Source organism: Allobosea sp. 01N443 (assembly GCF_056399325.1).
This window is the reverse complement of the sequence record NZ_JBFTRC010000113.1, coordinates 1-23,224: the sequence shown is the minus strand read 5'-3', so window position 1 is coordinate 23,224 and position 23,224 is coordinate 1. Positions and strand designations below refer to the sequence as shown.

Sequence of the window (23,224 nt, the reverse complement as noted above, 5' to 3'; positions counted from 1 at the left end):
ACCACGCCTGCTCTCCTCTCAACGAACCGGACGCCACGAAGCCGGTCGCCAATGAAGCAGATCGCAACAAGGAAACGCACCATGAGCCTGTTCAAGAATCTCAGAATGATCGGGATGCTGTTCGCGCTGGGCGCCGGCGCGCTCCCGGCCGCTCATGCCTCGGCCCAGTCGGTCACGGAAATCGTCAAGCGCGGCAAGGTCCGCGTCGGCGTGCTGATCGGCGCGCCGCCCTATGGCTCCGTCGACTCGCAAGGCAATGCGATCGGCTATGATGCCGACGTCACCGCCCTGATCGGCAAGTATCTCGGATTGCCGGTCGAGATCGTCCAGCTGACGCCGCCGGCCCGCATTCCCGCCCTCGAGGCCGGCAAGGTCGACTTCCTCGTCGCGACGCTGGCGCCGACACCGGAACGCGCGAAGGCGGTGATGTTCACCATCCCCTACAGCGCCTTCCAGACCGGCATCTACGCCAAGAAGGGCACGCCCATCAAAGACTGGGCCGATCTCAAGGGCCGCAAGGTCGGCGTCAATCGCGGATCCAGCGTCGAGCGGGAATTCACCAATCGCGAGAAAGAGCTCAACCTCACGATCCTGCGCTTCGAGGATGACGCGACCACGATGCAGGCGCTGTTCTCCGGCCAGGTCGAAGCCATCGCCGGGCCAGACGCCCAGGCGAACGCCGCGATCAAGGCGCGCGGCGAAACCGAGACCGAGCTCAAGTTCGTCTTCGGCATGCAGCCGAACTCGATGACCGTTCGCAAGGACGCCTATGAGCTGAAGCAGTGGCTCAACAACATGATCTACTACATCAAGCAGAACGGCGAACTGAACGCGATCTCCGAGAAGTGGGTCGGCGGTCCGCTGCCGCCGCTGCCAACCTTCTGATCCGTTTCGCATCGTCCCCGCTGCGCAGATCCTGCGCGGCGGGGCCTCGCGCCAGACTGACGAGGGATCATGTCGCTCCAGTTCGAATCCGTACTCGCCGAAACCGACATCATCCTTGACGGGATCATGCTGACGATCGGCCTGTCTGCCAGCGCGATCGTGCTGGGCCTGATCTTCGCGGTGCTGCTTGTCGCGCTGCGCACGCTGGCAGGCCGCTGGGCCGGCATTGCCGTCGATTGCTATGTCGAACTGATGCGCAACACACCGTTCCTGGTGCAGCTCTTCATGATCTTCTTCGGCCTGCCGCTGGTCGGCATCCGCATGTCGGGCACCCAGGCCGCCCTGTTGGCCATGACGCTCAACCTTGCCGCCTATGCGACGGAGATCATCCGCGCCGGCGTCGACTCCATTCACAAATCGCAGCTCGAGGCCGGCCTGTCGCTCGCGCTCAGCAAACGCCAGGTCTTCCAGTATGTCGTGCTGCAACCGGCCTTCGCCCGGGTCTGGCCCGCGCTGTCGAGCCAGTTCGTCCTGATGATGCTGGCATCGAGCATCTGCTCCTTCATCTCGGTGCAGGAGCTCTCGGGCGCCGCGGCCATCATCGAACAGCGGACCTTCCGCAGTTTCGAGACCTATATCATCGTCACCGTGATCTACCTCCTCCTGGCGCTGAGCTTGAAGGTCTTCCTGCTCTGGCTCGGCCAGCGGCTCTTCGCGCCGGTCTCCGGGCTCGCCCGCGTCGATGTCAAGGCGGAGGCAGCCTGATGACCACATTCGGGCTTCCCGAAGCGCTTTTCATCCTGCGCGCYGCCGGCTGGACGCTGGTTCTGACCAGCGTCGCCTTCATCCTCGGCGGGCTGATCGGCGGTGTCTTCGCGATCATGCGGCTCTCCCAAGTCGCCGCGCTGCGCCGCTTCGCGGCCGGCTACATCCTGGTCATCCAGTCGATTCCGGTGCTGATGGTTCTGTTCATGAGCTATTACGGGCTTTCGGCGATGGGCGTGGAACTGCCGCCCTTCCTCGCAGCGTCCGCCTCGCTCTCGATCTATGTCTCGGCCTATCTGGCCGAGATCTGGCGCGGCTCGATCCAGTCCGTCCCCTTCCAGCAATGGGAGGCATCGGCCTCGCTCGCGCTGACGCGCGGGCAGCAATACCGCTACATCATCCTGCCGCAGGCGATCCGCATCTCGCTGCCGCCCACCGTCGGCTTTCTCGTCCAGCTCGTGAAGAACACCTCGATCGTCTCGGTCGTCGGCTTCGTCGAACTCKCSCGYGCCGGCCAGCTCRTCAACAACGCGACCTTCCAGCCTTTCCAGATCTTCACGCTGGTCGCGCTGATCTATTTCGCGATCTGCTTCCCCTTGTCCCGGCTCAGCCGCCATCTCGAACAGGTGATGAATGCCAGCCGTCCTCATTGACGACGTCCACAAGCGCTTCGGCAACCTCGAGGTTCTCAAGGGCGTCTCCCTCACCGTCGAACCCGGGCAGGTCGTCGCCCTGATCGGCCGCTCCGGCTCGGGCAAGAGCACGCTGCTGCGCTGCATCAACGGGCTGGAGGCGATCCAGTCCGGCCGCATCGAGGTTGCCGGACATGTCGTCGACCAGGATCCGAAACACTTGCGCGAATTGCGCAAGGATGTCGGCATCGTCTTCCAGAGCTACAACCTGTTCCCGCACCTGACCGTCTCCCAGAACATCACGCTCTCGCCGCGGATCACGCAGAACGTGCCCCAGGCGCAGGCCGAGACGCTGGCCCGCGAGGTGCTGGCGCAGGTCGGCCTGTCCGAGAAATTCGACAGCTATCCCGACAATCTCTCCGGGGGGCAGCAACAGCGCGTCGCCATCGCCCGCTCACTTGCGATGCGGCCGAAGGTGATGCTGTTCGACGAGGTGACATCCGCGCTCGATCCGGAACTGACCGGCGAGGTTCTGCTGGTGATGGAAAAACTCGCCAAGGGCGGCATGACCATGCTGCTCGTCACTCATGAGATGAACTTCGCGCGCAATGTCGCCAGCACGACCATCTTCATGCATCAGGGCAAGATCTGGGAGAGCGGGCCGTCACGGGAGCTCTTCGCCAACCCGCAGACGCCGGAGCTGCGCAATTTCGTCAGCGCAGGCGCGCATTGATCGGCCGGTCCCAGCGCCCGTCCCCATCTCTCGCGGAAGGGGCCAGGGCCGGACGATCCCTGCCGGAGGAAAAGCTCTGCTTGCGGCGGATATCCGCAGGGTCTGACGCCTCCCATCAAGCGGACCCACCAGACGCGCCACAGTCTTTCCAGTCCTCGTCCGGCGGCGGGCCCCAGTCCTTCAGGACGCAGCTATAGACGGCGCTCGCCTCAAAAGGATAGCGCGCCTCCATCTCCGGCGTCAGCGTCAGGCCGAGGCCGGGCGCAGTCGGGAGCAGGAGCCGACCGTTTTCGATCCGGCCCTGATCGCCGATCATCTCCCGGCCGAGCGGGAAATCGAGCATGGGGAATTCCACCAGCTTGCCACCACCGGCAAAGGCGGCGTGGTAATTCGCCATGATCGCGGCCGCTCCGCCCCAGGCGTGCACGACGACCTCCGTCGCGAGTTCATCTGCCGCGGCAAAGATCTCCATCACCGCGCTGATACCGCCGATCACCGAGGCGTCGGGCTGGACGAAGGCATAGGAGCCGGCACGCATGCGCTCGATCATTTCCTTCGGCGTCGTGATGATCTCGCCGCCGCAGACGGGAACGTCGATGCGCCGGCGCAGCTCGCGAAAGGCCTCGGGGCTGTCGGGGCCGACGGCCTCTTCGAGGAAGAGCATGCGCTCAGCCGTCCTGCCATGCACGGCCTCGACGAAGGCGACGACATCGTCGACGGGCTGCGGCGGATCGGCCAGATTCTGGCACATGTCGACGCCGACCCTTATGCCGCGCCTGGCCGCTTCCTCCAGCACCCAGACGGTCCGCCAGATGTCGGCCTTGAGCGAGCGGATCTTGTAGATCGCGATGCCCTTCGCGCCGAGCAAGTCGAGTTCGCGGATGAACTGGTGCCTCGCGTCGCAGCAGCCGCCGCTGCCATAGATCGGGATGGCATCGCATTGGGCGCCGCCGAGCAGTTCATGGACGGGCAGACCGAGGCTCTTGCCCCTGGCGTCCTGCAAGGCGCTCTCGAACGCGCTGATGACATGGCGCGCCGCGCCCTGGAGCGACCAGTAATCGCAGAGCGAGCGCAGGTCCCTGACCCGGCGCGGAATGTCGAAGCCATCCTTGCCCAGCATCAGCGGCGCGCAGAGATCGACGATCGATTTGAACACCAGCGGTGCGAACACGGCGATATAGCCTTCGCCGAGGCCAGTCACGCCATTGTCCAGCGTCACCTCGACCATGCCGATCGTCCGCTTCGGTCCGTTCGGGAAACAGGCCCTGATCTCGCGCTCATCGGCATCGGCATAGGGCGAACTCAGCAGGACGCAGCGAACCCCGGTAATCCTAGGCATGGCACTCCCTCGCTTCGCTACCGGTCAGGGCATGGTTAGGTTCAGCGCGCGTCCATGATCTCGGGCAGCATGCGCCGGGCGATCGGCCTCAGCCGCTCCGCCTCGGCCGCGTCGATCCAGCGATAGGGCCGGCGCAGGCGCGGCCCGACCGGCGCCCAGTTGCCGATGGCGGCGAGCAGCTTGTCGAGCGCGGCGTTGGAATAGCCGTGGTCGCGCCGGAACGGCAGAATATGCGCATCCATGAAAGCGCAGATGCGCTGCTCGATCTCGCGGGCGGCGCCGATATCGCTCAGCATCATCTCGGTCCAGGCTTGCGCGCCGCGCGGGCTGAGGCAGGCGACATTGGAGAAGGCGCCGGCTGCGACCCCGGCCTCGACACCGGTCGCAAGATGGTGGCCGGGCAGGTAAAGCGCCCAGTCGTCCAGATGCGCCTGCGCTTCGGCGTACCAGTCCGCATCGCCATCGGCGAGCTTGATGCCGACGACCTGCGGCACCTGCTTCAGCACGGCCCCAAGCGTGGCCGGCGACAGGACACGCTTCGCGTGCGGCGGGTTGTAGAGCACGAGCGGGATGTCTCCCGCCGCCTCGGCGGCCATCTGCAGGAAGTCCACGGCCTCGGGATCGCTGACCGGCCACCAATCAGGCAGGATCACCTGGATTCCGTCCGGCGCATGCGCGACGGCGCGTCTCAGCCGGTCAAGTGCGACACTCGGATCGGGCTGGCAGGCGCCAATCACGAAGGGCATGTTCGCGCGGCTGCAGCGCTCGGCCAGGATACGCTGGATCGCGTCGAATTCGGCCTCGGTCTGGTTGTGGCACTCGCCGGCCGTGCCATTCGAATAGATGCCGTCGACCCTGGCGGCGATCAGCACGTCGATCTCGTTGGCGAGCCGCGACAGATCGATCCCTCCATCCGACTCGATCGGCAGCAGCAAGGTTGCCCAATTGCCGCGCAGCGCGCCCCACCTGCCCGCCCGGTCGAGCTTTCCCGACATCGTCGTTTCCCCTCCTGCCGACTTGTTGACTTCACGGATATCCTACAAGTAGATATCGTTCAACAATCGGGCGGAAGCCGCCGGCGCTCTCGGGCGCGGCCGGTGCCACAGGATGAGGTCGAAGACCGTGACCCGGACGATCAGGCCCCTGGTGAAGCCGCAATCGCTGCACGTCTCCGTGCTGGAAAGCGTCAAGGCCTATATCGACGAGAGCGGCCTGCCTCCGGGCAGCCAGCTTCCGCCGGAGAACGACCTCGCCCAGCAGCTCGGCGTCAGCCGCAACTCAGTGCGCGAGGCGGTCAAGGCGCTGGAATCGGTCGGCATCGTCGAGACCAGGCGCGGCATCGGCATCTTCGTCAGCGACTTTTCCTTCGCTCCGCTGCTCGACAACCTCGCCTTCGGCCTGCGCGGCAGGCTCGATGATTTCGAGGAGCTCCTGACCATTCGCCGCGCGCTGGAAGGCGCGCTGATCGGCAGGACGGTGCAGGTGATCGGCGCCGACGACATCGCCGAGTTGCGCGCCCTCACCGCAAAGATGAAGGCCAGGGTCGATGTAGGAGAGAGCTTCCTCGAGGAGGACCGGCGCTTCCACCGCACCTTGTTCCGCTGCCAGAACAACCAGCTGCTGCTGAAGCTGCTCGACATTTTCTGGCAGGCCTTCGTCAAGGCCTCGGATTTCATCAATCTCGAAAATCGCGATCCGGTCGCAACCTGGCGCGATCACCACGAGATCGTCGAGGCCGTCGCGACACGCGACGCCGAGACGGCGCGCGAGCGCCTCGACCACCACTATCACGGCATCTCAAAAATAATCGCAGCCAACAAGGCGGCGAGCTGATGGGAGGTTACGATGACCATGAGGACGTATCGTAGGGCGCTGATCGGCGCCGCGTTGCTGGCCGGCACGATGATGACGCCGGCCATCGCCCAGATGAAGACGATCACCGGCGGCTTCGATGTCGGCCCCGGCGGCCTGCAGGGCAATTTCAACCCGATGACGGCGCCGGCCGGCTACACTTGGCTGAGCACCTATTTCGAGCCGCTGGTGACCTATGATGCCGGCTTGACCAAGCTCGTGCCGGCCCTGGCGACGAGCTGGGAGATCAGCGACGACAAGCTGAGCTACACGTTCAAGCTGGCGCAGGAGACCTGGCATGACGGCCAGGCCTTCACGGCCGACGACGTCAAGTTCACCATCGCGCTCAACAAGAACCCGAAGACCGCGAGCCTGCTGTCGGCGCGCCTGGCGGCCATCRACAGCGTTGAGGTCAAGGACCCGCGCACGGTCGTCGTCAGGCTCTCCAGGCCCGACAACGCGCTGATCGTCAGCCTGACCAAGATGATGATCCTGCCGGCGCATGCGCTTTCGGCGATCGCACCGGAGGACATGGCGAAGAACGTGCTCTGGTCGACGAAGCCGATCGGCACCGGCCCGTTCAAATTCGTGCGCTACGAGACCGATCGCTTCGTCGAACTCGCCGCCCATGAGAGCTATCGCGGCGGCAAGCCCAAGGTCGACCGGCTGATCAACCGCTATTTCGCCAATGCGGCCGCGGCGATCTCGGCGCTGCGGGCCGGCGAAATCCAGTTCACCTATATCGAGTCCGACGACGTCCCGACCTTCAAGGGCAACAAGGATTTCACGGTCATCGAAGGCGCCTCCTATGTCGCCAACTATATCGGCTTCAACAACCAGGTGCCGCTCTGGAACGACATCCGCGTCCGCCAGGCGGTGATGCATGCGATCGACCGCAACGCGATCATCGACAGCCTCTACAAGGGTGCCGCCAAGAAGGCCGATTGCGGCTATGTCGAAGGCAGCCTGATCCCGAAGGGGCTCGACGCCTATGCCTACGACCCGGCCAAGGCGACGCAGTTGCTCAAGGAAGCCGGCTGGGACAAGATCAACGGCACGAAGCCGATCACCTGGCTGACCTATTACAACAACCCGCTGACCGCCAATGTCATGGCCRCCGTCCAGTCCATGCTCGCCCAGGTCGGCATAAATGTCGTGCCGCGCGCCCTGGACCCCGCGGGCTATAACGCCATCGCCATGTCGCGAACGTCGAACCCGGCCGATTTCCCGCTGGTCTATGCCGGCCTGCAGAACGGCCCCGACCCCGGAACGCTCAATCTCGGGCTGAACGAGAGCCAGATCCCGCCCGTCGGCCAGAACTTCCTGCAGATCAAGATCCCCGAGCTCAATTCCGCGCTGAACGCAGCCGTCGCCGAGACCGATCAGGCCAAGGCGACGACGAAATACCAGGACGTCTGCGCCGTCATGAACAAGACCCTGCCCTGGGGCACGATGTGGGTCGCCAATCGCTATGGCGTCGCCTCGGTCAAGCTCAAGGATTTCGTCTGGACGCCGGCGCCGGGCGGCGGGCCGTTCGCGGCCACGCCGGAAAAATGGTCGATCGCGCCCTGAGCCGGCGGGAGGGCCGAAAAGGCCCTCCCTCGTCCCTTCGACGACGGACTGACCCATGCTTGGCTTCTATCTGAAACGGCTCGCCGCCGGCCTGATGATGCTGATCGCGCTCAGCATCCTGGTCTTCGTGCTGCTGCGCCTGGCCCCCGGCGACCCGGTCGACGCCTATGTCAATCCGCTGGCGCCGCTGAGCCAGACCGAGATGGACGCGCTGCGCCAGCGGCTCGGCCTCGACCGGTCCTGGCCGGTGCAATATTTCGCCTGGCTCAGCGCGGCGCTCGGAGGGGATCTCGGCTACTCCATCGACAGGGCCGGCGTGCGCGTGCTGCCGCTGCTGGTCGAACGCACCGGGCCCACCTTGCTGCTGATGCTGAGCGGCCTCGCCATGGCGATCGTGTTCGGCATCACGGCTGGCGTCATTGGATCGAGGTGTTGAACCAGGATTATCTGCGCACGGCGCGTGCCAAGGGCGTCGGCGAATTTGCGGTCATCGTCAGGCATGCCCTGCGCAACGCCATCCTGCCCGTCATCACCCTGATCGGCTCGACCATCGGCATCGCCATCGGCGGCGCGATCTTCATCGAAAGCGTTTTTGACTGGCCGGGCATGGGGCTCCTGATGGTCAAGGCCGTCGAGACCCGCGACTACCCCGTGATCATGGGCGCGACGCTGCTGATCGGTGCCGGCGTCATCCTGGTCAACCTTCTGACCGACCTTGCCTATGCGGTGGTCGATCCGCGCATCCAGGTGAGATAATGAACGCGGATGCGCCGATCGCCGCGAGCGCGGTCCCTCTGCGAGGCAGCAGCCGGAGCCCGCTCCAGCGCGCGCTCGGGCGCTTTCTTCGCAATCGCGCGGCGATCGCGGGAGTGCTCATCCTGGCGCCCGTCCTGCTCGCCGTGCTGACCTACCCGCTCTGGTGGCGCCATGCGCCCAACAGCATCGATCTGCGGGCGCTGAACTCCGGGCCGACGGCTTCCCATTGGCTCGGCACCGACGGCGTCGGCCGCGATACGCTGGCCCGCCTGCTGCAGGGTGGGCGGATCTCGCTGCTGATCGCCTCGGTCTCGGTCGCGATCTCGCTTTGCGTCGGCTTCGTCGTCGGCGCGGTTGCGGCGTTCGGCGGGCGGGCCCTCGACGGCGTGATCATGCGCCTTGTCGATCTCGCGATGACTCTGCCGCCGGTCATCCTGCTTCTGGTGCTCGCCTCGATCACCGGCACGGGCATCCTGCCGACGATCTTCGTGATCTCCCTGCTCTCCTGGCCGGTGCTCTCGCGCATGGTGCGGGCGCGCCTGCTCGAGCTGCGCGAACGCGATTTCGTCGTCGCCTCGCGCGGCTTCGGGGCCGGTCTCGGGCACCTGCTCTGGCGCCATGCCCTGCCGAACTCGCTCGATATCCTCGTGGTCTACGCCACCGTGCAGGTCGCCAATGCGATCCTGCTCGAAGCCGGCCTCTCCTTTCTCGGCATGGGCATCGTCCCGCCCGAAGCGAGCTGGGGCAACATGCTGAGGGCCGCGCGCTCGACCGTCGTGCTGGAACTGCACCCCTGGCAATGGATGCCGGCAGGCGCCGCGCTGGTCGCCACCGTACTCGCCATCAATTTCATCGGAGACGGGCTTCGCGACGCCTTCGATCCCCGCGCCGACATCACCTGATCAACGCAGAGAAAGTTTCGGTCCATGGCACGTTTCCACGGTGTGGTTCCCCCGGTCGTCACCCCGCTGACGCGAGATTTCCGGGTCGATTACCCCTCCTTCACCCGGGTGATCGAGCATCTACTCGAGGGTGGCGTCGACGGGCTCTTCGTGCTCGGATCGACCAGCGAGGTCGTCTTCCACGGCGATGACGAGCGCCGCAGGATCATCGAGCATGCCGTGAAGATCAATAACGGCCGCGTCCCGATCTTTGCCGGGGCGATCGACCCGACGACCGACCGCGTCATCCAGCACGCCAGGGCGGCTCAATCGGCCGGCGCCGATGCGCTGGTCGTGACCGCCCCCTTCTACACCCGCACCAACCAGGCCGAGACGATCGACCATTTCCGCTATGTGCGCGAGGCGGTCGACTGCCCGGTGATCGCCTACGACATTCCCGTCTGCGTCCATATCAAGCTGGAGCGCGCGACGACCGTCACACTCGCCCGCGAAGGCACCGTGGCCGGCCTGAAGGATTCCAGCGGCGATGACGGCAATTTCCGTTTCGTCCGGCAGGATCTCGCCGACATGCCGGATTTCTTCGCGATGACGGGCTCCGAGATCGTTGTCGACAACGCCGCGCTGATGGGCGCCCAGGGCGTGGTCCCCGGTCTCGCCAATGTCGACCCCAAAGGCTACGTCAAGCTCTGGCGGCTCACTCAGGCAGGCCAATGGGACGAGGCCCGCAACGAGCAGGAACGGCTCTGCCGCCTGTTCGAGATGGTCTGGATCTCGCTCGGCCGGACCAGCGCCGGCTCGGCCGGCGTCGGCGCGTTCAAGACGGCGATGCAGCTTCTCGGCATCATCGACACCAACACGATGGCCCGCCCGCAACGCTCCCTCAACGCCGAGGAAGCGGCGGCGATCAAGGTCATCCTCAGCGAGACCGGCCTTCTCGGCTGATCCGAGGACGGTCGCAGCTCTCCCCAGGAATGCGGCTGCGGCAGCAACCGCGTTACATCATCGGACAGGAAATCGTATCCGATCCGATGATGTGATCCTTTGTGTTTGCATCGGCTTTTCCGAAAAAGCGCAATCCACTTTTGGGGCTGATGCTTTAGCCCCCTTCCGTTGCGGCCCCGCTTTCCCGGATCGCCGCGCCCTGCTGCGCATTCTCCCGCTGCAGCAAGCGCTGATAGGCGAGCCCGATGCCGACCAGGCTGGCGCCGAGGCCGATGAAGGAGAGCGCCCGCAACAGGCCTTCCAGCCCGGACATGTCGACCAGAAAGGCCTTGCAGATCGCGATGGTGACGACCGCAAGCGAGGCCAGACGCAGATCCTTCGATTGCAAGCGGAAGCCGAGCGCCAGCAGCGCGACGCCATAGAGCAGGATCGCCGCCGAATAGGCGTAGAGTTCGGTCGCACCGATGCCGTCGGCCAGGAGATCGGGGCCGACGAACCAGCGCCGCACCTCGATCAGCACATAGGCGAGCGCCCCGATGATCGCCGTGCCGCCGAAGATCCGTCGCGGCAGGGCCGCCGCAACGAATTCGCGCGTCCAGCGCGCCGCAGCGAAAGCAAGCAGCGCGGGCATGAGATAACCGACCAGGGCATTGTCGAGGATGAACAGGCCCGCCAACGGAACCTCGCTCAGCAGCGGATTGGCGACGACGCCCGAGAGAACCGCGAAGACGGCGCAGGAGGCGATCGCCGCGCTCTCCGGGCGCAAGGGGACAGCGCGGCCCTGGATCGTCACCGTGCCGGCGATCATCGCCGCAATGGCCATGATGAAAGCGATCGCGGCGTAGCAGCCGGCCTCGGCCAGCGTGACCGGCTCGCCTGAGACCAGCAGCGGACCATGGAAGCCGTGGCGCAGCAGCAGGAAGGCGCAGAGCGCCGTGCCCGCCCATGCCGTCCACGCGAAGGCCCGGCTGATTCTGGGCCGCGCATCGCGCAACCAGAAGGCTGCGCCGGCAAAGGCGAGCACAACCGCGCCATAGCCCCAGAGGATGCGGTTGAAGATGATGGGGCCGGAGACGCCGCTCTGGTCGAACAGCGGATTGCGGACGATGCCGAGCGCCAGGGCAGCCCAGCCGACGGCGGCGAAAGCGAGCACGCGCAGGACCCAACGGGTGACGCGGTTCTGCGCCGCCTCGTGCCAGATGCGCGCGGCTGCAGTGAGGGCGAGCAACGTGATCGTCACGATGACTGCCTCGATGAAGCCGACCGTTTCGACCGAGCGCGGCGCCAGTTCCGGGCCGGCAAAACCCTGCCGGACGATCAGGACGGCGCCAAGCGAGACCAGCACCGCTGCGCAGGCGGTCAGGCATTCGCCGATGCGCGAGCGCRCCTGCCCGCGATCGAGCCGGAAGCCGAGCAGGCCGAGCGCGCCGCCGGCAAGGACATAGAAAAGGAGCCGGTTGAAGATCGGAGGCCCGAGCACCGCCGTGCCGTCGAAGAGCGGATTGAGCAGGCCGCAGAGCCCAGCGAGGCTGAGCAGAAGCAGGAGGGCCGCCGTGATATCGGCCGCCGGCCGCAAGACGCGCCCGCCCAGGCGGCGCGCCAGGACCTGCAGTCCAGCGCCGATCAGGCCGAGCGCCACGACATGGGCGACAGCCTCCTCGAACAGGCGGTTTCGCGGCAGGCCGGAATAATGGCCGGCGATCAGCCTGATGTCCGGGACGAGCTCGGGGCCGGCAAAGAACTGCCGGATCTCGAGCAGGATGAAGGCCGCGCCGAAGAAGGCCGCCAGGGCCTCAAAGACGCTGCGCGGCCGGTCCTGCTTGCCACGCAGCGCCAGCGCGCCGATCGCAAAGCACAGGGCCGGCCCGGCATAGGCCGGGATGACCCAGTTGACGAGCGGCCAGGAGCCCATGTCGGAGACGATCGGCTGCCAGACCAGGCGCGCGAGCGCCGCTGTCGCCAGGGCGGCAGACATGCTGCGCAGAAGCGGGATCGGCCGCAGGCTGGCGATGATCGCGACGCCGGCCGCCGCGACCGCAAGCCCGACGACGAGCCAGGTCTCGCGCAGGGCAAAGGCGACGGCGAGGCCAAGTGCGATCGCGCCGCCGGCGGCATAGGCGGCCGAGCCGATCAATGCCAGCGGGTTTGTCCGGGAGCGCGTGCTGCGCCGCTCGACCGGCAGCAGCAATTCGGAGGCGGCGAACAGGGCGGCAGCAAGCAGAAGCGAGAGCGCCGCAAAGCCCGTCGAGCGCTCGAAACCGTTGCTCCGGAGCGCCGTCGCCAGCAGCAGGCAGATCGGCCCGAGCGCGGAGGCGAAGCCGAGGCAGCCGCGGATGATGAAGCCGCCGGCGCCGGCGCCCTTGCGCAGGAGCAGTGCGTAAAAGGGCAAGCCGCCCACGATCAGGGCGAGTAGCGCCGCCGTCCACCGGATGCCCGGCCCGGCATTGCCGGTGATGCTCAGCCTGACGATGTCGAGGACGATGTCCGGCGAGAGCCCGAAGGCGCCCTGCACGTTGGGCCAGAGCAGAACCATGCCGGAAGCGGCGGCCGCGGCGAGCGGCGCCAGCGGGGCAAGATCGCCGTACCGGACGGCTGAGATGCTGGCGACCAGCACGGTCGTCAGGATGGCGAGATGCAGCATGACGGGCCCGCCATCGGCAGTCCACAGCACCCCGGACAGGACCAGCGGCGTGGCGATCGCGGCAAGGCCGATGCCGTCGAAGCCGGCGACCGGCCAGGCGCTTCTGGCTGTGCCGCCCTTCAGTTTCGGCCATTCCTTCAGAAGCACGAGCGCCAGCACAGCCCCGACGACGAGCAGGAGGGATGACCAGGTCGGGCTCTCCCCGGACAGCCCGATCAGGGCTGTCCAGATGCCATGGCCGGCGATGGCGCCAAGCGTCACCACGCGGCTCGGCTGCCACGCATGGATGAGAAAGGCGACGGCCGTGACGAGGGCGAGGAACACGGATAGCGCCGGAAAGTTCGGCGCGCTGCTCGCGACCAGCAGCGGCGTCGCGTAGGAACCGACCAGGCCGAACAGGCCGAGTACCGGGCCGTGGAGCAAGGACGCGGCGAGCGCCGCGAGCCCGATCAGTCCCATCAGCGTGAAAGCCAGGGCCGGCCCGATGAAGCCGTGGATCGCATGGGCCGCGTAGACGACGCCGAAGCCGCTGAGCACGCTGACGCCGGCGAGAACCGCAGGGATATTGGCCCCGCCGAGCCGGCCGAGCGCGCCCGGCCTCTCGCCGAGATGGGCAAGTCGATCGCTCCGCCTGAGATACTCGCTGGCCACGGCTGCAATGAGGGAGAAGGCTGCGCCCATCAGCAGCCGCATGCYGGGGCCGAAGACGCCGGCCTCGATGGAATAGCGGACCAGGAAGAGCCCGCCGAAGGCGAGCGCAATGCCGCCGACCCAGACGGCCCAGCGCGAACCGATGGCCTGCTCGAAATCGCGGCGGGGCGCGGATGGCACAGGTTCAGGCGTTGCAAAGGCATCGAGCGACGGCGGGGCCTCGGCCTCCGCGTCCCGCGCCAGCTCCGTCATCGCGGCGGCCTGTTCCAGCGCCAGCGCGTCGGCTGCGAATGCGTCGGCAGGCTGCGGGGCGGCGAGCATGGGATCCGCCGCGGTCTCCAGTGGCGTCGGCGGCACGGCCTCGGCCGTGAAGGTTGGATCCTCTGCCGGGGCAAGCTCGCGATGCAGCCATTCCGCAGGGACGGCCTCGTCCTCTGCCTCGGCCTCCGCCTGACCGGTTTCGCCGTGGGCTTCGCGGAGCGTGGAGAGGGCAAGCCGGAGCTGGTCGATCTCTTCCTGCTGCTTTGCGACCAGGGCCAGCGCGCGATTGGCGCGCGAGAGGGAGGAGAAGGCGGCCCAGGGAATGGCGATGAGGAAGCCAATGACGGCAAGGCCGAGAATCACCAGAGCTTCCAAGGCAGGCCCTCAACCTAAAGTCGTTCGCCCCCGACACTTAGGGCACCGGGCCGGGAATTGTCTAATCTTCGGCGGTTAACCTGCCAGCCGGCCAGGCTCGCCCTCCAGATCGACCGCCATGTCAGCATTCCGAGTGCCACGCCGATCACGAATCCCACGGTGCTGGCAGCGAACCCGCCCCCTCCCTGCAGCCAAGGCCCGGACATGAAAGGCCCGCCATTCCCTTCGAAACGGCGGGCCACGATCGGCAAGGCAGACAGGGAAATTCCCCCTGGAGGATGATCAGGCCTGGCCGGGCCATGCGTGTCCGGACAGGCTTTGGATCACCAGCGTTCGTAATATCCGGGACGGGGGCCATAACCAGGGCGCGGGCCGTAGCCGGGGCGCGGGCCATAGCCGGGGCCATAACCAGGGYGTGGTCCATAGCCAGGCCGCGGGCCGTAGCCAGGGCGCGGCCCGTAGCCGGGGCGCGGGCCATATCCGCCGCGACCATAGCGCTGCTGGCGATTGGCTTCCTGCATCATCATCAACCGGCGCTCCTTGGCGGCGGTCATGCTGTATTCGGCCGGCTGCCGGTCGAGGCCGGCGGCCAGGCCAGCGGGCAAAGCTTCGGCACTGGCGGGCGTGGGAGAGGCAACGGCTGCACCTGCGATCGCGATCGCACCCAGCACGCTCGCAAGGAAGGTCTTTCGGTTCATCTCGGATCCAATCTTCAAGGCCGCGTCGCGGCAAAACACAACAACTCCGCATTGCGGGGGAATCATAGCAACACGGTTGTAACTGATTTGTTCCCGCGCTGGACGCATGCGGGGCGCACCGCCTTTGTCTTGTGCGATGCAGCATAAATGGTCATATAGGGACTGCCTAAGCACCCTCCCTCACAATCTGAAAGGAGAGATTCGATGCTGGACAGGCACGTTTCCGACTGCACAGTCGAGACAGAACGCGAGCCCCAAGAGGACCACGAGGAGCAGCAGGACGAGACGGATTTCTCGCCCCGCGCCTATCAGGAAGGCTTCTGGAGCTAGACCGAAACAAGGACGTTACAGAGAGATCGGCGGCGGGCGGCCATTGGGCTCAGCCTGCCGCCCGCGAGGGCCGAAACGCCCATGCTGCGCCTGCACAAAGCAGCAGGGCCAGCCCGGCACCGAAGGCGGCAGCGCCGTTCAGCCCGGCGACAAAACCACTTCGGCAGCGTATCGGCTGGAACCAGCCCAGTCATATTCAGGCGATACAGCCCGACAGGCCCCCGACCRCACGCAAGACGAGCCCTGCGTCGTCGTCCCAAGGCCGGTACCGCTTCTGGTCCGGATCGCTGCGGCTCACTGGTGTGGGCGGTCACCCCTGGCGATCATGAGATGATGTTCCTGATGATGCATGCCCCGCGTCATGACGCCCAGGAAACCCAGTCCCTTGAGCTTGGCTGCATCCTTGGCGGGAACGCGCACCGTGATGGTCGCCCCGTTCTCGATAGGCGCCGCCTCGAAGCGCCAACCCTCCCGGTCATTCATCGTGGCGGCGTGCGCGAGCACCATGCGTCGCACGGCATCTCGCACGGGCGGAGTTCCGGTGACGGTAAACCGCCTCCCCCCTTCGACCGCCTCGGCCTTGACCTCGGACGACAATGTCACGGCGCTCATGTCGGCAAGGTGCTGCCGCAGCGCTTCGATGTCAACCTTGGACCAATCGGTCCTGGGGTCCTGTTCCAGGATTTCGACGATCTCCTGAATCGCGGCGAACGCCCCCTGCCCCGGTTGCGTCGGACGCAGGCCAGGCCCACCGGAGTCTTGCGTCATCGGCTGGCTCGCAGCAGGGGTTGCTCCGCCGCCGTGATGGCCGGAATGCGTTTGCGCCAGCACGGCTGCGGGAAGCAGGCAGGCGAGGAAAGCAATGGAGCGGATCATGCTGGTCTCCTTGTGTGGAATACGCTTGCCATGCCGCCAAGACGCTGAACATGATAGCGATCATGCCCGAACCAGCAATTGCGCTCCTGAAGGGGCTTTCCACGCAGACATGCGAATTTTGCGCGGGGGACGCCGTTTTCCATCGCGGTGACCCCGTCCGGCTGGTTCATGTCGTCCATTCCGGCTGCCTCCATCTCATCCGGCACCAGGATGATGGGGCCGCGCTGATCCTTCAGCGCGCGCTGCCTGGGGCCATTCTGGCCGAAGCCTCGCTCTATTCCGAGCAATATCATTGTGACGGGCGCGCCGAGACCGCGGCTGTCACGCAGGCGGTCTCGCGGCGCGATCTGAAGCAGGCCCTGGCGCATGATCCGGTGCTTGCCGAAACCTGGGCCAGCCATCTCGCTCATGAAGTGCAGCGGGCACGACTGCATGCCGAGATAGCCTCCCTGAAGACGGTCAAGGCCAGGCTCGACGCATGGATCGCCTGGAACGGCCCTCTGCCGGCCAAGGGAGGTTGGCGCCATATCGCGACCGAGATCGGGGTGTCGCCAGAGGCGCTGTATCGGGAAATTGCGCGAGCGCGCGCTGCGCGAAGGTGACAGGCAGCGGAGCTCCAGGGCCCCGATCGCCGGAAACGGCTCCCATTCACGCCTGTCGATAGGGGCAACCGAGGGTTGCCGCTCCGCACCGCCCGGGCCGCGTCCTGGCGACGGGACCGAAGGGCGCTCAGCCGGCTGTCGGCTTCAGGCCGGGGAGTTGCACCTGGACCTCGAGGCCATCCGCCTGTCCCGGGGCGGGCGAGCAGAAGGCGAGCTCGCCGCCGACACCGCGCATGATCGTCTGCACGATCGAGAGGCCGAGCCCCGAACCGTCGGCCATCGTCGTGCCGCGCGTGAAGCGGTGCGTYATGCCGTCGAGGACCTCCTGCGACAGCACCGGCCCGGCGCTGGTCACACTGAAACTCCCGTCCTGCGTCAAGCTCACCCGCACCACCCGGGTCGGGGAGCCATGTTTCAGCGCATTCTCGATCAGGTTGCGCGCGAGGATCGCAAAGGCGTCGATGTCGAGGGTCGAGACGAACCGCTCCTCTGCCGGCAGCGAGAGCTCGACCCTGCCCTGGTCCTCAAGGTGATGCAGAACGAGAGCGAGCACGGGCACGAGGTCCTGGGGCACTTCCGAAAGCAACCCGCCCCCCTCGGCCTTGGCGAGCTGGAGCAACTTCTCGGACAGGCGCGCCAGCCGTTGCAGCGCCGTCTCGATCTCCTTCGTGCGGGCGCGGGCCGGCCCCTCCGGAAGCTCGGCCCTGAGGCGCTGGGTCTGCGCGAGGGCGGCAGCGACCGGCGTGCGCAATTCATGGGCGCTGTTGGCGGTGAAGCTGCGCTCGGCATCCAGCAGCCGCCGCATCCGCGCCATCAGCGCATTCACGGCCTCTGCCACCGGTGCGATCTCCGAGGGCAGTGCCGCGACCGCGACCGGCGCCAGATGACCATCGCCGCGCGCCTCGATCTCGCGCCTGAAGGCCACGACCGGCCGCAGGGAGAAGGCGACCAGCGCCCAGGTTCCGGCGATGCCGAGAGGCAGAAGCAGCAGCAGCGGCCAGGCCAGCACCTTGATGGCGTCGCGCACCGCGTTCTGGCGGTGGCCCGGTCGCTCGGCGGCGGTGACGACAAGTGTGCCGCTGACGGCGACCTCCGTGTAGAGACGCGAACTCGGTCCGTCGCTGAAGCCATGCGCGGGGTTCGGCGGAAACTGCGCCGGGTCTGCGTCATGCGACTGCAGCAGGCTCCGCCCGGCCGCATCGCGCACGACATAGGTGATGTATTCGCGATGTGCGCCGACCGATGCGATCTGCTGGGGCCCGGGCTCTGCATCCGCATCGCGGTTGAGAACCTCGGTATAGGCGAGCGGCAGCACGCGCTGGACCACCTCCTGCAAGGCACTGTCGAAGACCTCGTCGATCTCATGGCGCAGGAGCAAGCCGGCGCCCAGCGTTGCCAGGAGCCACAGCGCCATGACGCCGCCGGTCAGGGACAAGGCGAGCCGGCGTTGCAGGCTGCCCCTGGGCGGCAACGCGAATCTCGTCATGGCCTCGCCTTGCCCGATCCTGCGACGGCTGTCGCACCGAGACGATAGCCCATGCCACGCACGGTCTCGATCACATGGGCGCCGAGCTTCTTGCGCAGACGCCCGACATAGACCTCGATCGTGTTGCTCTCGACCTCGGAATCGAAGGCGTAGAGCCGCTCTTCGAGCAGCGCCTTGGAGCAAAGCATGGCCGGGCGCTGGAGGAAGGCGTCGAACAGGGCCCATTCGCGCGCGGTCAGGGCGATGCTGCGGCCATCCCTGGCGATGGTGCGCGCCGCAAGATCGAGCGTCAGATCTCCGATCCGCAGCAGGGGATTGGGATTGCCGCCATAGCGGCGCGCCACGGCGCTAAGGCGTGCGGAGAGCTCCGCCAGATCGAACGGCTTGACGAGATAATCGTCCGCCCCGGCGTTCAGCCCCGCGATCCGATCGGAGACCTGGTCGCGCGCGGTCAGGACGATCACCGGGGTCGCGTCGCCGGCCTGCCGTCTGGCGCGGAGCAGGTCGAGCCCACGCCCGTCCGGCAGCATCAGGTCGAGAAGGATCAGGTCGTAGCTCGCAAGCCGGATGAACTCCGTGGCATCCGCAATCCGGCTCGCCCAATCCACGCCATGTCCGTCGGCTGCGACCTGGTCGCGCACCGCTGGACCCAGGATCGGATCGTCCTCGACGAGAAGCACACGCATGCCGGGTTCCGCAGCCTCCGGGGACCATTCGCCCGTCTATGGCACAAACCTGACAGCGGGCTGAACGCAATCGCATCCGCCGTTCAGGTGGGTGTCAGCTTGGCGTGATGGAAGGGGCCATCGGCCCAACCCGTGGAGGACAGGTTTCATGAAGCGCGCCCTGCCAGCCGCCGCACTCGGCCTCCTCTTCGGGGTGACGGCTCCCGCTTACGCCGGCCAACGCTGCCTTGCTCCGATGACGGAGTGGAAGCCGCGCGAGGCACTGGTCGAAAAGCTCCGGGCCGAAGGCTGGACCACCATGCGGATCAAGACCGACCACGGCTGTTACAAGGTCCGCGCGGCCGACGAAGCCGGCCGCCGCATCAAGGCGAAATTCGATCCTGAAACGCTCGAACGCGTCACGCGGGATGGCGACGACGACTGACCAGCCGTCAGGCCCCCTCTCCAGCCCCTGCTCTCAGTTTCAGCTCCTGCCATGAGGATTTCCCGATGCCGACACGCCGATACGACAGGTTCACCATCAGCCTTCACTGGGTCATCGCGCTCGCCGTCGTCGCGGCCTACGGAATAGGGCTCGTGCGCGACGAATTCCCGAAGGGCGACCGCCCGTGGCTGCTCACGCTCCATATGTCGATTGGTCTTCTCGTGATCGCATTGACGGTGGTGCGCATCGGCTGGCGCAGCATGACGCCCGCACCCGAGGCGCTGCCGGCCGCGCCGATGGTGGAACTGGCTGCGAAGATCGCACATCTCGGTCTTTACGCGGCGATGCTGGCGATCCCCCTGATCGGGCTCTTCGCGGCCTGGATGAGGGGCCGTCCCGTCGACTTCTTCTGGCTCGCCACCATTCCATCGCCGGTCGCGCTCGACACCGCTCTGGCAAAGACTCTCAAGGACGCGCATGTCGTGGCCGCCCATCTCTTCATGGTGCTGGCTGGCGTCCATGCGCTGGCGGCGATTGCCCATCACCTCGTCCTGAAGGATGCAACGCTCTCGCGTATGCTGCCCCTGGTCACGCCCCGCGGTTCGCGCTTCGACTGAGCGGCCCGGCCAACCGCAAGGACCGACGCCATGTATCCGCTCCACCGTGAAAATCATCTTGTCGAGCGGATCGGCTGGCTTCGCGCCGCCGTGCTCGGTGCCAATGACGGCATCATCTCGACGGCAAGCCTCGTCGTGGGCGTCGCGGCGGCGGCCAAGAGCGCCAACGAGGTGCTGGTCGCGGGCGTCGCCGGGCTCGTCGCCGGCGCCATGTCGATGGCGGCTGGCGAATATGTTTCCGTCAGTTCCCAGTCGGACACCGAGAAGGCGGACATGGCGCGTGAACGGCGCGAACTCGCCGAGCAGCCCGAGGCGGAACTGGCCGAGCTAACGCAGATCTACGTGGAGCGCGGCGTCGAACCGGCGCTCGCCCGCAAGGTCGCGGAGCAGATGACGGCCAGGGATGCCTTCGAAGCGCATTCACGCGACGAGCTTGGTCTCGCCGGGCACATGATCGCGCGGCCTGTCCAGGCGGCGCTGACTTCGGCCGTCACGTTTGCAACGGGCGCAGCCGTCCCCTTGCTGCTCGCCCTCGTCGTGCCCGCGGGATCGATCGGCTGGGCGGTCTCAGGTGGTTCGCTCGTCTGCCTTGCCCTGCTTGGCTCGATCGGCGCCGTCGTCGGCGGAGCCGGCATCGTCAAGCCGACCCTGCGCGTGACGTTCTGGGGCGCCATCGCGATGGCCGCGACCTGGGCGATCGGCGCGCTCGTCGGGCATCAGGTCTAGGTTCCTCCCCCAAGGATCCGCGGCTGGCGCCGGTCCGGTACTTAAGACTCTCTCCCGGCTGCTGCCGTCACCCGCTTTTCGCCGGCCGGCAGCAGCCGCGCGGAGTTCGAGATGAAGATCAGCTCGGACGAGACGTGGATGAACGCGGCCAGCAACGGATTCAGGAAGCCGAAGGCCGCCATGGCGATGCCCAGGGCATCCACCGCGATTGTGCCTGAAAAGTTCTGCCAGATGACGCCGCGCGTGCGCTGGGCGATGCGAACCGTCTCGACCAGACGCTCCAGGTCGTTGGCCAGCAGCACGATATCCGCGCTCTCCTTGGCGACGTCGGTCCCGGACCCCATCGCGATGCCGACGCTTGCAGCCGTCAGCGCCGGCGCGTCATTGATGCCATCGCCCAGCATGGCGACCTTGGCACCGGAGGCGACCAGGGTCCGCACGCGCTCCAGCTTCTGCTCGGGCAGCATGCCGGCCTCGACCGTGTCGATGCCCAGACTGGCCCCGACGCTGTCGGCAACCCTGGCATTGTCACCGGTCAGCAGAATGGTGCGGATCTTCAAGGCATGCAGGGCGCGAATGGCAGAGGCCGCCTCCGGCCTGACTTCGTCGGCCACTGCGAAGGAGCCCGCATAGAGGCCGTTGATCGCGACGCAGATCTCGGACGAGACGGCGTTGCCGGCCCGACCCGCGGGAGCCTCGATCCCATCGGCCTGCAGCAGCTTGACGCTGCCGATCAGGATACGATCCTCGCCAATCTGCGCCGAGACGCCGCGACCGAGCGTGTAGTCGAAGCGATCGGGCTCCGGCACCGCAATCTCGCGCGCCCGCGCTTCCGCGACGATCGCCTTGGCCAGCGGATGTTCGGAGCGCAGTTCGGCCGAAGCCGCCAGCCTCAGCAACTCCCCTTCGCTACGGCCGGGCGCCGGATGGATCTCGAGAACCCGCGGCTCGCCGAAGGTCAGCGTCCCCGTCTTGTCGAGCACGATCGTGTCGATGCGGCCGAGCATCTCAAGGTGCACGCCACCCTTGATGATCGCGCCGTTGCGCGCGGCACGGCCGATGCCACCCAGTACCGCCAGGGGCGTGCCGGCTGCGACGCCGCAGGCGCCGGCGACGATGATGACCGAGATCGTGTCGCGGATGTTTCCGGTGAGCAGGTAGGTGACGATCGCCGCGGCGAAGGAGAAGTAGACGAGATAGCCGGCGAGCTGGTCGGCGAGGCGCTGGACCGGCGCGCGGGACTGTTCCGCGTTCTCGATCGCGTCAATGATACGCCCGAAGCTGGTGTCGCGTCCGACGCGGTTGACCTGGATATCGAGCGCACCCGACTGGTTGATCGAGCCCGCGAAGACGGCATCGCCTTCGCTGCGCTTGATCGGCATCGACTCGCCGGTGATMCGCGCCTGATCGACATAGGACAGGCCCGACCGGACGAGCCCGTCGACAGGAATATTCTCGCCGGGAGCGACCAGGACGCGGTCGCCAACCACGATACTGTCGATGGGAATGACCGAGATGACGCCGTCGCGGCGCACGGTCGCCTCATGCGGCATCACGTCGATCAGGTCGGCGATCGCGGCCCGCCCACGGTCCACCGTCAGATGCTCCAGCTCCTCGGCCACGAGCACGAAGAAGGTGACGACCAGCGCGGTGAAGAATTCAGAGATCGCGGCGGCCGCCACAATGGCGATCGACATGGAGAGCTCCATGGTCATTCGCCGCTCTTTGATGTTCTCGATCGCCTCGCGGACGATCGGCCAGGCTCCGAACAGCAAGCCGCCGACGCCAACGAGATCCCAGCCTGCCACGGGTCGGACGACCTGAAACCAGATCAGCACGGCCGAGACGGCGACAACCGCGATCCGCAGAACCTCGATGGTCTCGAGGTCGTGACCGAACAGCATCAGCGCGCGCGGCACGCGGCCGCCAAACCAGCCTGGAGCGCGCCTGGCCTGCTCGGCCGCGCTAGCCGAGCAGGAGCGCTCGAACGGGCGAAAGCAGGTGCAAGGCTGCGCGCTGGCAGGACAAAGCGGCGCGGAACCGGTGATGGTCGTCATGGTGGAATCATCCCGATCGGGTCGATGTGAGGATTGCGCCATCCATCTAGTTTAGAATTATTCCAATTACAATCCAAGCTTCACTTTGGCATGGCCTTCCCTCATGGTGGCGGACGGCTGGGATGCAACGCCCCTCTTCACCACCGAGTCATCACGGAGGTAGCGCCGATGCATAGGGGTTGCTTGGCTCTCGCGGCCGCCGCAGCCGTAACGGTCGGGGMGGTGAACCCAGCCCGCGCCGATGCGATCGACGGCGCCTGGTGTTCCGGACATGGGCAGCGCTTCGCCATCGAGGGCCCCTCGGTCACCACCACCAAGGGCCTGACGCTGTCGGGGACCTACACGCGGCACAGGTTCAGCTTCACCTTGCCTCCCGGAGAGGCGGATGCCGGCGCGCCCGTCGATATGGTGCTTCAA

General features: G+C 66.7%; 22 protein-coding genes and 1 pseudogene. 15 read left to right on the top strand and 8 right to left on the bottom strand.

Annotated features, from left to right (window positions below; translation table 11 throughout):
• The first annotated feature begins 81 nt into the window (after nucleotides 1-81).
• The 4 genes from AC1DRP_RS23640 (at nucleotide 82) to AC1DRP_RS23625 (ending at nucleotide 3,015) form a co-directional block, all read left to right on the top strand.
• Nucleotides 82-885 carry a transporter substrate-binding domain-containing protein gene (locus tag AC1DRP_RS23640; protein ID WP_441504612.1) on the top strand — a complete coding sequence of 268 codons (804 nt, stop codon included), beginning with the start codon at nucleotides 82-84 and terminating at the stop codon, nucleotides 883-885.
• A gap of 69 nt (nucleotides 886-954) precedes the next feature.
• Nucleotides 955-1,650 carry an amino acid ABC transporter permease gene (locus tag AC1DRP_RS23635; RefSeq protein WP_113516339.1) on the top strand — a complete coding sequence of 232 codons (696 nt, stop codon included), beginning with the start codon at nucleotides 955-957 and terminating at the stop codon, nucleotides 1,648-1,650.
• Nucleotides 1,650-2,303 carry an amino acid ABC transporter permease gene (locus AC1DRP_RS23630; RefSeq protein ID WP_476769726.1) on the top strand — a complete coding sequence of 218 codons (654 nt, stop codon included), beginning with the start codon at nucleotides 1,650-1,652 and terminating at the stop codon, nucleotides 2,301-2,303. The genes AC1DRP_RS23635 and AC1DRP_RS23630 overlap by 1 nt, the downstream gene beginning before the upstream one ends.
• Nucleotides 2,284-3,015: an amino acid ABC transporter ATP-binding protein gene (locus tag AC1DRP_RS23625; RefSeq protein WP_476769725.1), complete on the top strand. Its 732-nt coding sequence runs from the start codon at nucleotides 2,284-2,286 to the stop codon at nucleotides 3,013-3,015. Before AC1DRP_RS23630 ends, AC1DRP_RS23625 begins: the two co-directional genes overlap by 20 nt.
• Before the next feature lie 115 nt (nucleotides 3,016-3,130).
• Here AC1DRP_RS23625 and AC1DRP_RS23620 read toward each other — a convergent pair whose 3' ends face one another.
• Nucleotides 3,131-4,354 carry a mandelate racemase/muconate lactonizing enzyme family protein gene (locus AC1DRP_RS23620; protein ID WP_441504614.1) on the bottom strand — a complete coding sequence of 408 codons (1,224 nt, stop codon included), beginning with the start codon at nucleotides 4,352-4,354 and terminating at the stop codon, nucleotides 3,131-3,133.
• 41 nt (nucleotides 4,355-4,395) lie between these two features.
• Nucleotides 4,396-5,349, bottom strand: coding sequence for a dihydrodipicolinate synthase family protein (locus AC1DRP_RS23615; RefSeq protein WP_441504615.1), 954 nt, complete (start codon nucleotides 5,347-5,349; stop codon nucleotides 4,396-4,398).
• Nucleotides 5,350-5,461: 112 nt separating this feature from the next.
• Between AC1DRP_RS23615 and AC1DRP_RS23610 the strand changes: the two genes are divergently transcribed.
• From AC1DRP_RS23610 to AC1DRP_RS23590, 5 genes and pseudogenes are all read left to right on the top strand, one after another.
• Nucleotides 5,462-6,187 (top strand): FadR/GntR family transcriptional regulator, encoded by a 726-nt coding sequence (locus AC1DRP_RS23610; RefSeq protein WP_441504616.1) that lies wholly within the window; start codon nucleotides 5,462-5,464, stop codon nucleotides 6,185-6,187.
• A 12-nt stretch (nucleotides 6,188-6,199) separates the two neighbouring features.
• Complete coding sequence (locus AC1DRP_RS23605) at nucleotides 6,200-7,777, top strand: ABC transporter substrate-binding protein (protein WP_476769724.1); 1,578 nt, start codon at nucleotides 6,200-6,202, stop codon at nucleotides 7,775-7,777.
• A 55-nt stretch (nucleotides 7,778-7,832) separates the two neighbouring features.
• Nucleotides 7,833-8,533: pseudogene (locus AC1DRP_RS23600) on the top strand (ABC transporter permease).
• Nucleotides 8,533-9,435: an ABC transporter permease gene (locus AC1DRP_RS23595; protein WP_441504619.1), complete on the top strand. Its 903-nt coding sequence runs from the start codon at nucleotides 8,533-8,535 to the stop codon at nucleotides 9,433-9,435. Before AC1DRP_RS23600 ends, AC1DRP_RS23595 begins: the two are co-directional and overlap by 1 nt.
• A 24-nt stretch (nucleotides 9,436-9,459) precedes the next feature.
• Nucleotides 9,460-10,377: a dihydrodipicolinate synthase family protein gene (locus AC1DRP_RS23590; RefSeq protein ID WP_441504620.1), complete on the top strand. Its 918-nt coding sequence runs from the start codon at nucleotides 9,460-9,462 to the stop codon at nucleotides 10,375-10,377.
• A 154-nt stretch (nucleotides 10,378-10,531) separates the two neighbouring features.
• On the opposite strand, the gene AC1DRP_RS23585 is transcribed toward AC1DRP_RS23590, so the two are convergent.
• Nucleotides 10,532-14,305, bottom strand: a complete 3,774-nt coding sequence (locus AC1DRP_RS23585; RefSeq protein ID WP_476769723.1) for a DUF2339 domain-containing protein — start codon at nucleotides 14,303-14,305, stop codon at nucleotides 10,532-10,534.
• A gap of 323 nt (nucleotides 14,306-14,628) precedes the next feature.
• A complete protein-coding gene (locus AC1DRP_RS23580) occupies nucleotides 14,629-15,003 on the bottom strand; it encodes a hypothetical protein (RefSeq protein ID WP_476769722.1) in 375 nt (124 codons plus the stop codon).
• A 204-nt stretch (nucleotides 15,004-15,207) separates the two neighbouring features.
• On the opposite strand from AC1DRP_RS23580, the gene AC1DRP_RS23575 reads away from it, so the two are divergent.
• Nucleotides 15,208-15,333, top strand: a complete 126-nt coding sequence (locus AC1DRP_RS23575) for a hypothetical protein (RefSeq protein WP_441504623.1) — start codon at nucleotides 15,208-15,210, stop codon at nucleotides 15,331-15,333.
• A gap of 294 nt (nucleotides 15,334-15,627) precedes the next feature.
• Here the strand turns inward: AC1DRP_RS23575 and AC1DRP_RS23570 are convergent, their stop codons facing one another.
• Nucleotides 15,628-16,209: a hypothetical protein gene (locus AC1DRP_RS23570; protein ID WP_441504624.1), complete on the bottom strand. Its 582-nt coding sequence runs from the start codon at nucleotides 16,207-16,209 to the stop codon at nucleotides 15,628-15,630.
• Nucleotides 16,210-16,271: 62 nt separating this feature from the next.
• On the opposite strand from AC1DRP_RS23570, the gene AC1DRP_RS23565 reads away from it, so the two are divergent.
• Nucleotides 16,272-16,811 carry a Crp/Fnr family transcriptional regulator gene (locus tag AC1DRP_RS23565; RefSeq protein WP_441504625.1) on the top strand — a complete coding sequence of 180 codons (540 nt, stop codon included), beginning with the start codon at nucleotides 16,272-16,274 and terminating at the stop codon, nucleotides 16,809-16,811.
• 127 nt (nucleotides 16,812-16,938) lie between these two features.
• Here the strand turns inward: AC1DRP_RS23565 and AC1DRP_RS23560 are convergent, their stop codons facing one another.
• Together AC1DRP_RS23560 and AC1DRP_RS23555 are read right to left on the bottom strand one after the other, a co-directional pair.
• Nucleotides 16,939-18,297, bottom strand: a complete 1,359-nt coding sequence (locus tag AC1DRP_RS23560) for a sensor histidine kinase (protein ID WP_476769721.1) — start codon at nucleotides 18,295-18,297, stop codon at nucleotides 16,939-16,941.
• The gene (locus AC1DRP_RS23555; RefSeq protein WP_441504627.1) at nucleotides 18,294-18,983 is read right to left on the bottom strand and encodes a response regulator; all 690 of its coding nucleotides are present in this window, start codon (nucleotides 18,981-18,983) and stop codon (nucleotides 18,294-18,296) included. The genes AC1DRP_RS23560 and AC1DRP_RS23555 overlap by 4 nt, the downstream gene beginning before the upstream one ends.
• A 148-nt stretch (nucleotides 18,984-19,131) precedes the next feature.
• Here AC1DRP_RS23555 and AC1DRP_RS23550 point away from each other — a divergent pair, with 148 nt between their 5' ends.
• The 3 genes from AC1DRP_RS23550 (at nucleotide 19,132) to AC1DRP_RS23540 (ending at nucleotide 20,750) form a co-directional block, all read left to right on the top strand.
• On the top strand, nucleotides 19,132-19,407 hold the full coding sequence (locus AC1DRP_RS23550; RefSeq protein ID WP_441504628.1) for a PepSY domain-containing protein: 276 nt from the start codon (nucleotides 19,132-19,134) through the stop codon (nucleotides 19,405-19,407).
• Between the two features lie 65 nt (nucleotides 19,408-19,472).
• Nucleotides 19,473-20,024, top strand: coding sequence for a cytochrome b (locus tag AC1DRP_RS23545; protein ID WP_441504629.1), 552 nt, complete (start codon nucleotides 19,473-19,475; stop codon nucleotides 20,022-20,024).
• 30 nt (nucleotides 20,025-20,054) lie between these two features.
• The gene (locus AC1DRP_RS23540) at nucleotides 20,055-20,750 is read left to right on the top strand and encodes a VIT1/CCC1 transporter family protein (protein ID WP_441504630.1); all 696 of its coding nucleotides are present in this window, start codon (nucleotides 20,055-20,057) and stop codon (nucleotides 20,748-20,750) included.
• A gap of 41 nt (nucleotides 20,751-20,791) precedes the next feature.
• Here AC1DRP_RS23540 and AC1DRP_RS23535 read toward each other — a convergent pair whose 3' ends face one another.
• Nucleotides 20,792-22,807 (bottom strand): heavy metal translocating P-type ATPase, encoded by a 2,016-nt coding sequence (locus AC1DRP_RS23535; protein WP_476769720.1) that lies wholly within the window; start codon nucleotides 22,805-22,807, stop codon nucleotides 20,792-20,794.
• A gap of 222 nt (nucleotides 22,808-23,029) precedes the next feature.
• Here AC1DRP_RS23535 and AC1DRP_RS23530 point away from each other — a divergent pair.
• On the top strand, nucleotides 23,030-23,224 hold a 195-nt coding region (locus AC1DRP_RS23530), incomplete at its 3' end, for a hypothetical protein (protein ID WP_476769719.1).

Coding starts and splice junctions, on each gene's coding strand:
- AC1DRP_RS23640 (WP_441504612.1), top strand. CDS start 82: ATGAGCCTGTTCAAGAATCTCAGAATGATCGGGATGCTGTTCGCGCTG.
- AC1DRP_RS23635 (WP_113516339.1), top strand. CDS start 955: ATGTCGCTCCAGTTCGAATCCGTACTCGCCGAAACCGACATCATCCTT.
- AC1DRP_RS23625 (WP_476769725.1), top strand. CDS start 2,284: ATGCCAGCCGTCCTCATTGACGACGTCCACAAGCGCTTCGGCAACCTC.
- AC1DRP_RS23620 (WP_441504614.1), bottom strand. CDS start 4,354: ATGCCTAGGATTACCGGGGTTCGCTGCGTCCTGCTGAGTTCGCCCTAT.
- AC1DRP_RS23615 (WP_441504615.1), bottom strand. CDS start 5,349: ATGTCGGGAAAGCTCGACCGGGCGGGCAGGTGGGGCGCGCTGCGCGGC.
- AC1DRP_RS23610 (WP_441504616.1), top strand. CDS start 5,462: ATGAGGTCGAAGACCGTGACCCGGACGATCAGGCCCCTGGTGAAGCCG.
- AC1DRP_RS23595 (WP_441504619.1), top strand. CDS start 8,533: ATGAACGCGGATGCGCCGATCGCCGCGAGCGCGGTCCCTCTGCGAGGC.
- AC1DRP_RS23590 (WP_441504620.1), top strand. CDS start 9,460: ATGGCACGTTTCCACGGTGTGGTTCCCCCGGTCGTCACCCCGCTGACG.
- AC1DRP_RS23575 (WP_441504623.1), top strand. CDS start 15,208: ATGCTGGACAGGCACGTTTCCGACTGCACAGTCGAGACAGAACGCGAG.
- AC1DRP_RS23570 (WP_441504624.1), bottom strand. CDS start 16,209: ATGATCCGCTCCATTGCTTTCCTCGCCTGCCTGCTTCCCGCAGCCGTG.
- AC1DRP_RS23565 (WP_441504625.1), top strand. CDS start 16,272: ATGCCCGAACCAGCAATTGCGCTCCTGAAGGGGCTTTCCACGCAGACA.
- AC1DRP_RS23555 (WP_441504627.1), bottom strand. CDS start 18,983: ATGCGTGTGCTTCTCGTCGAGGACGATCCGATCCTGGGTCCAGCGGTG.
- AC1DRP_RS23550 (WP_441504628.1), top strand. CDS start 19,132: ATGAAGCGCGCCCTGCCAGCCGCCGCACTCGGCCTCCTCTTCGGGGTG.
- AC1DRP_RS23545 (WP_441504629.1), top strand. CDS start 19,473: ATGCCGACACGCCGATACGACAGGTTCACCATCAGCCTTCACTGGGTC.
- AC1DRP_RS23540 (WP_441504630.1), top strand. CDS start 20,055: ATGTATCCGCTCCACCGTGAAAATCATCTTGTCGAGCGGATCGGCTGG.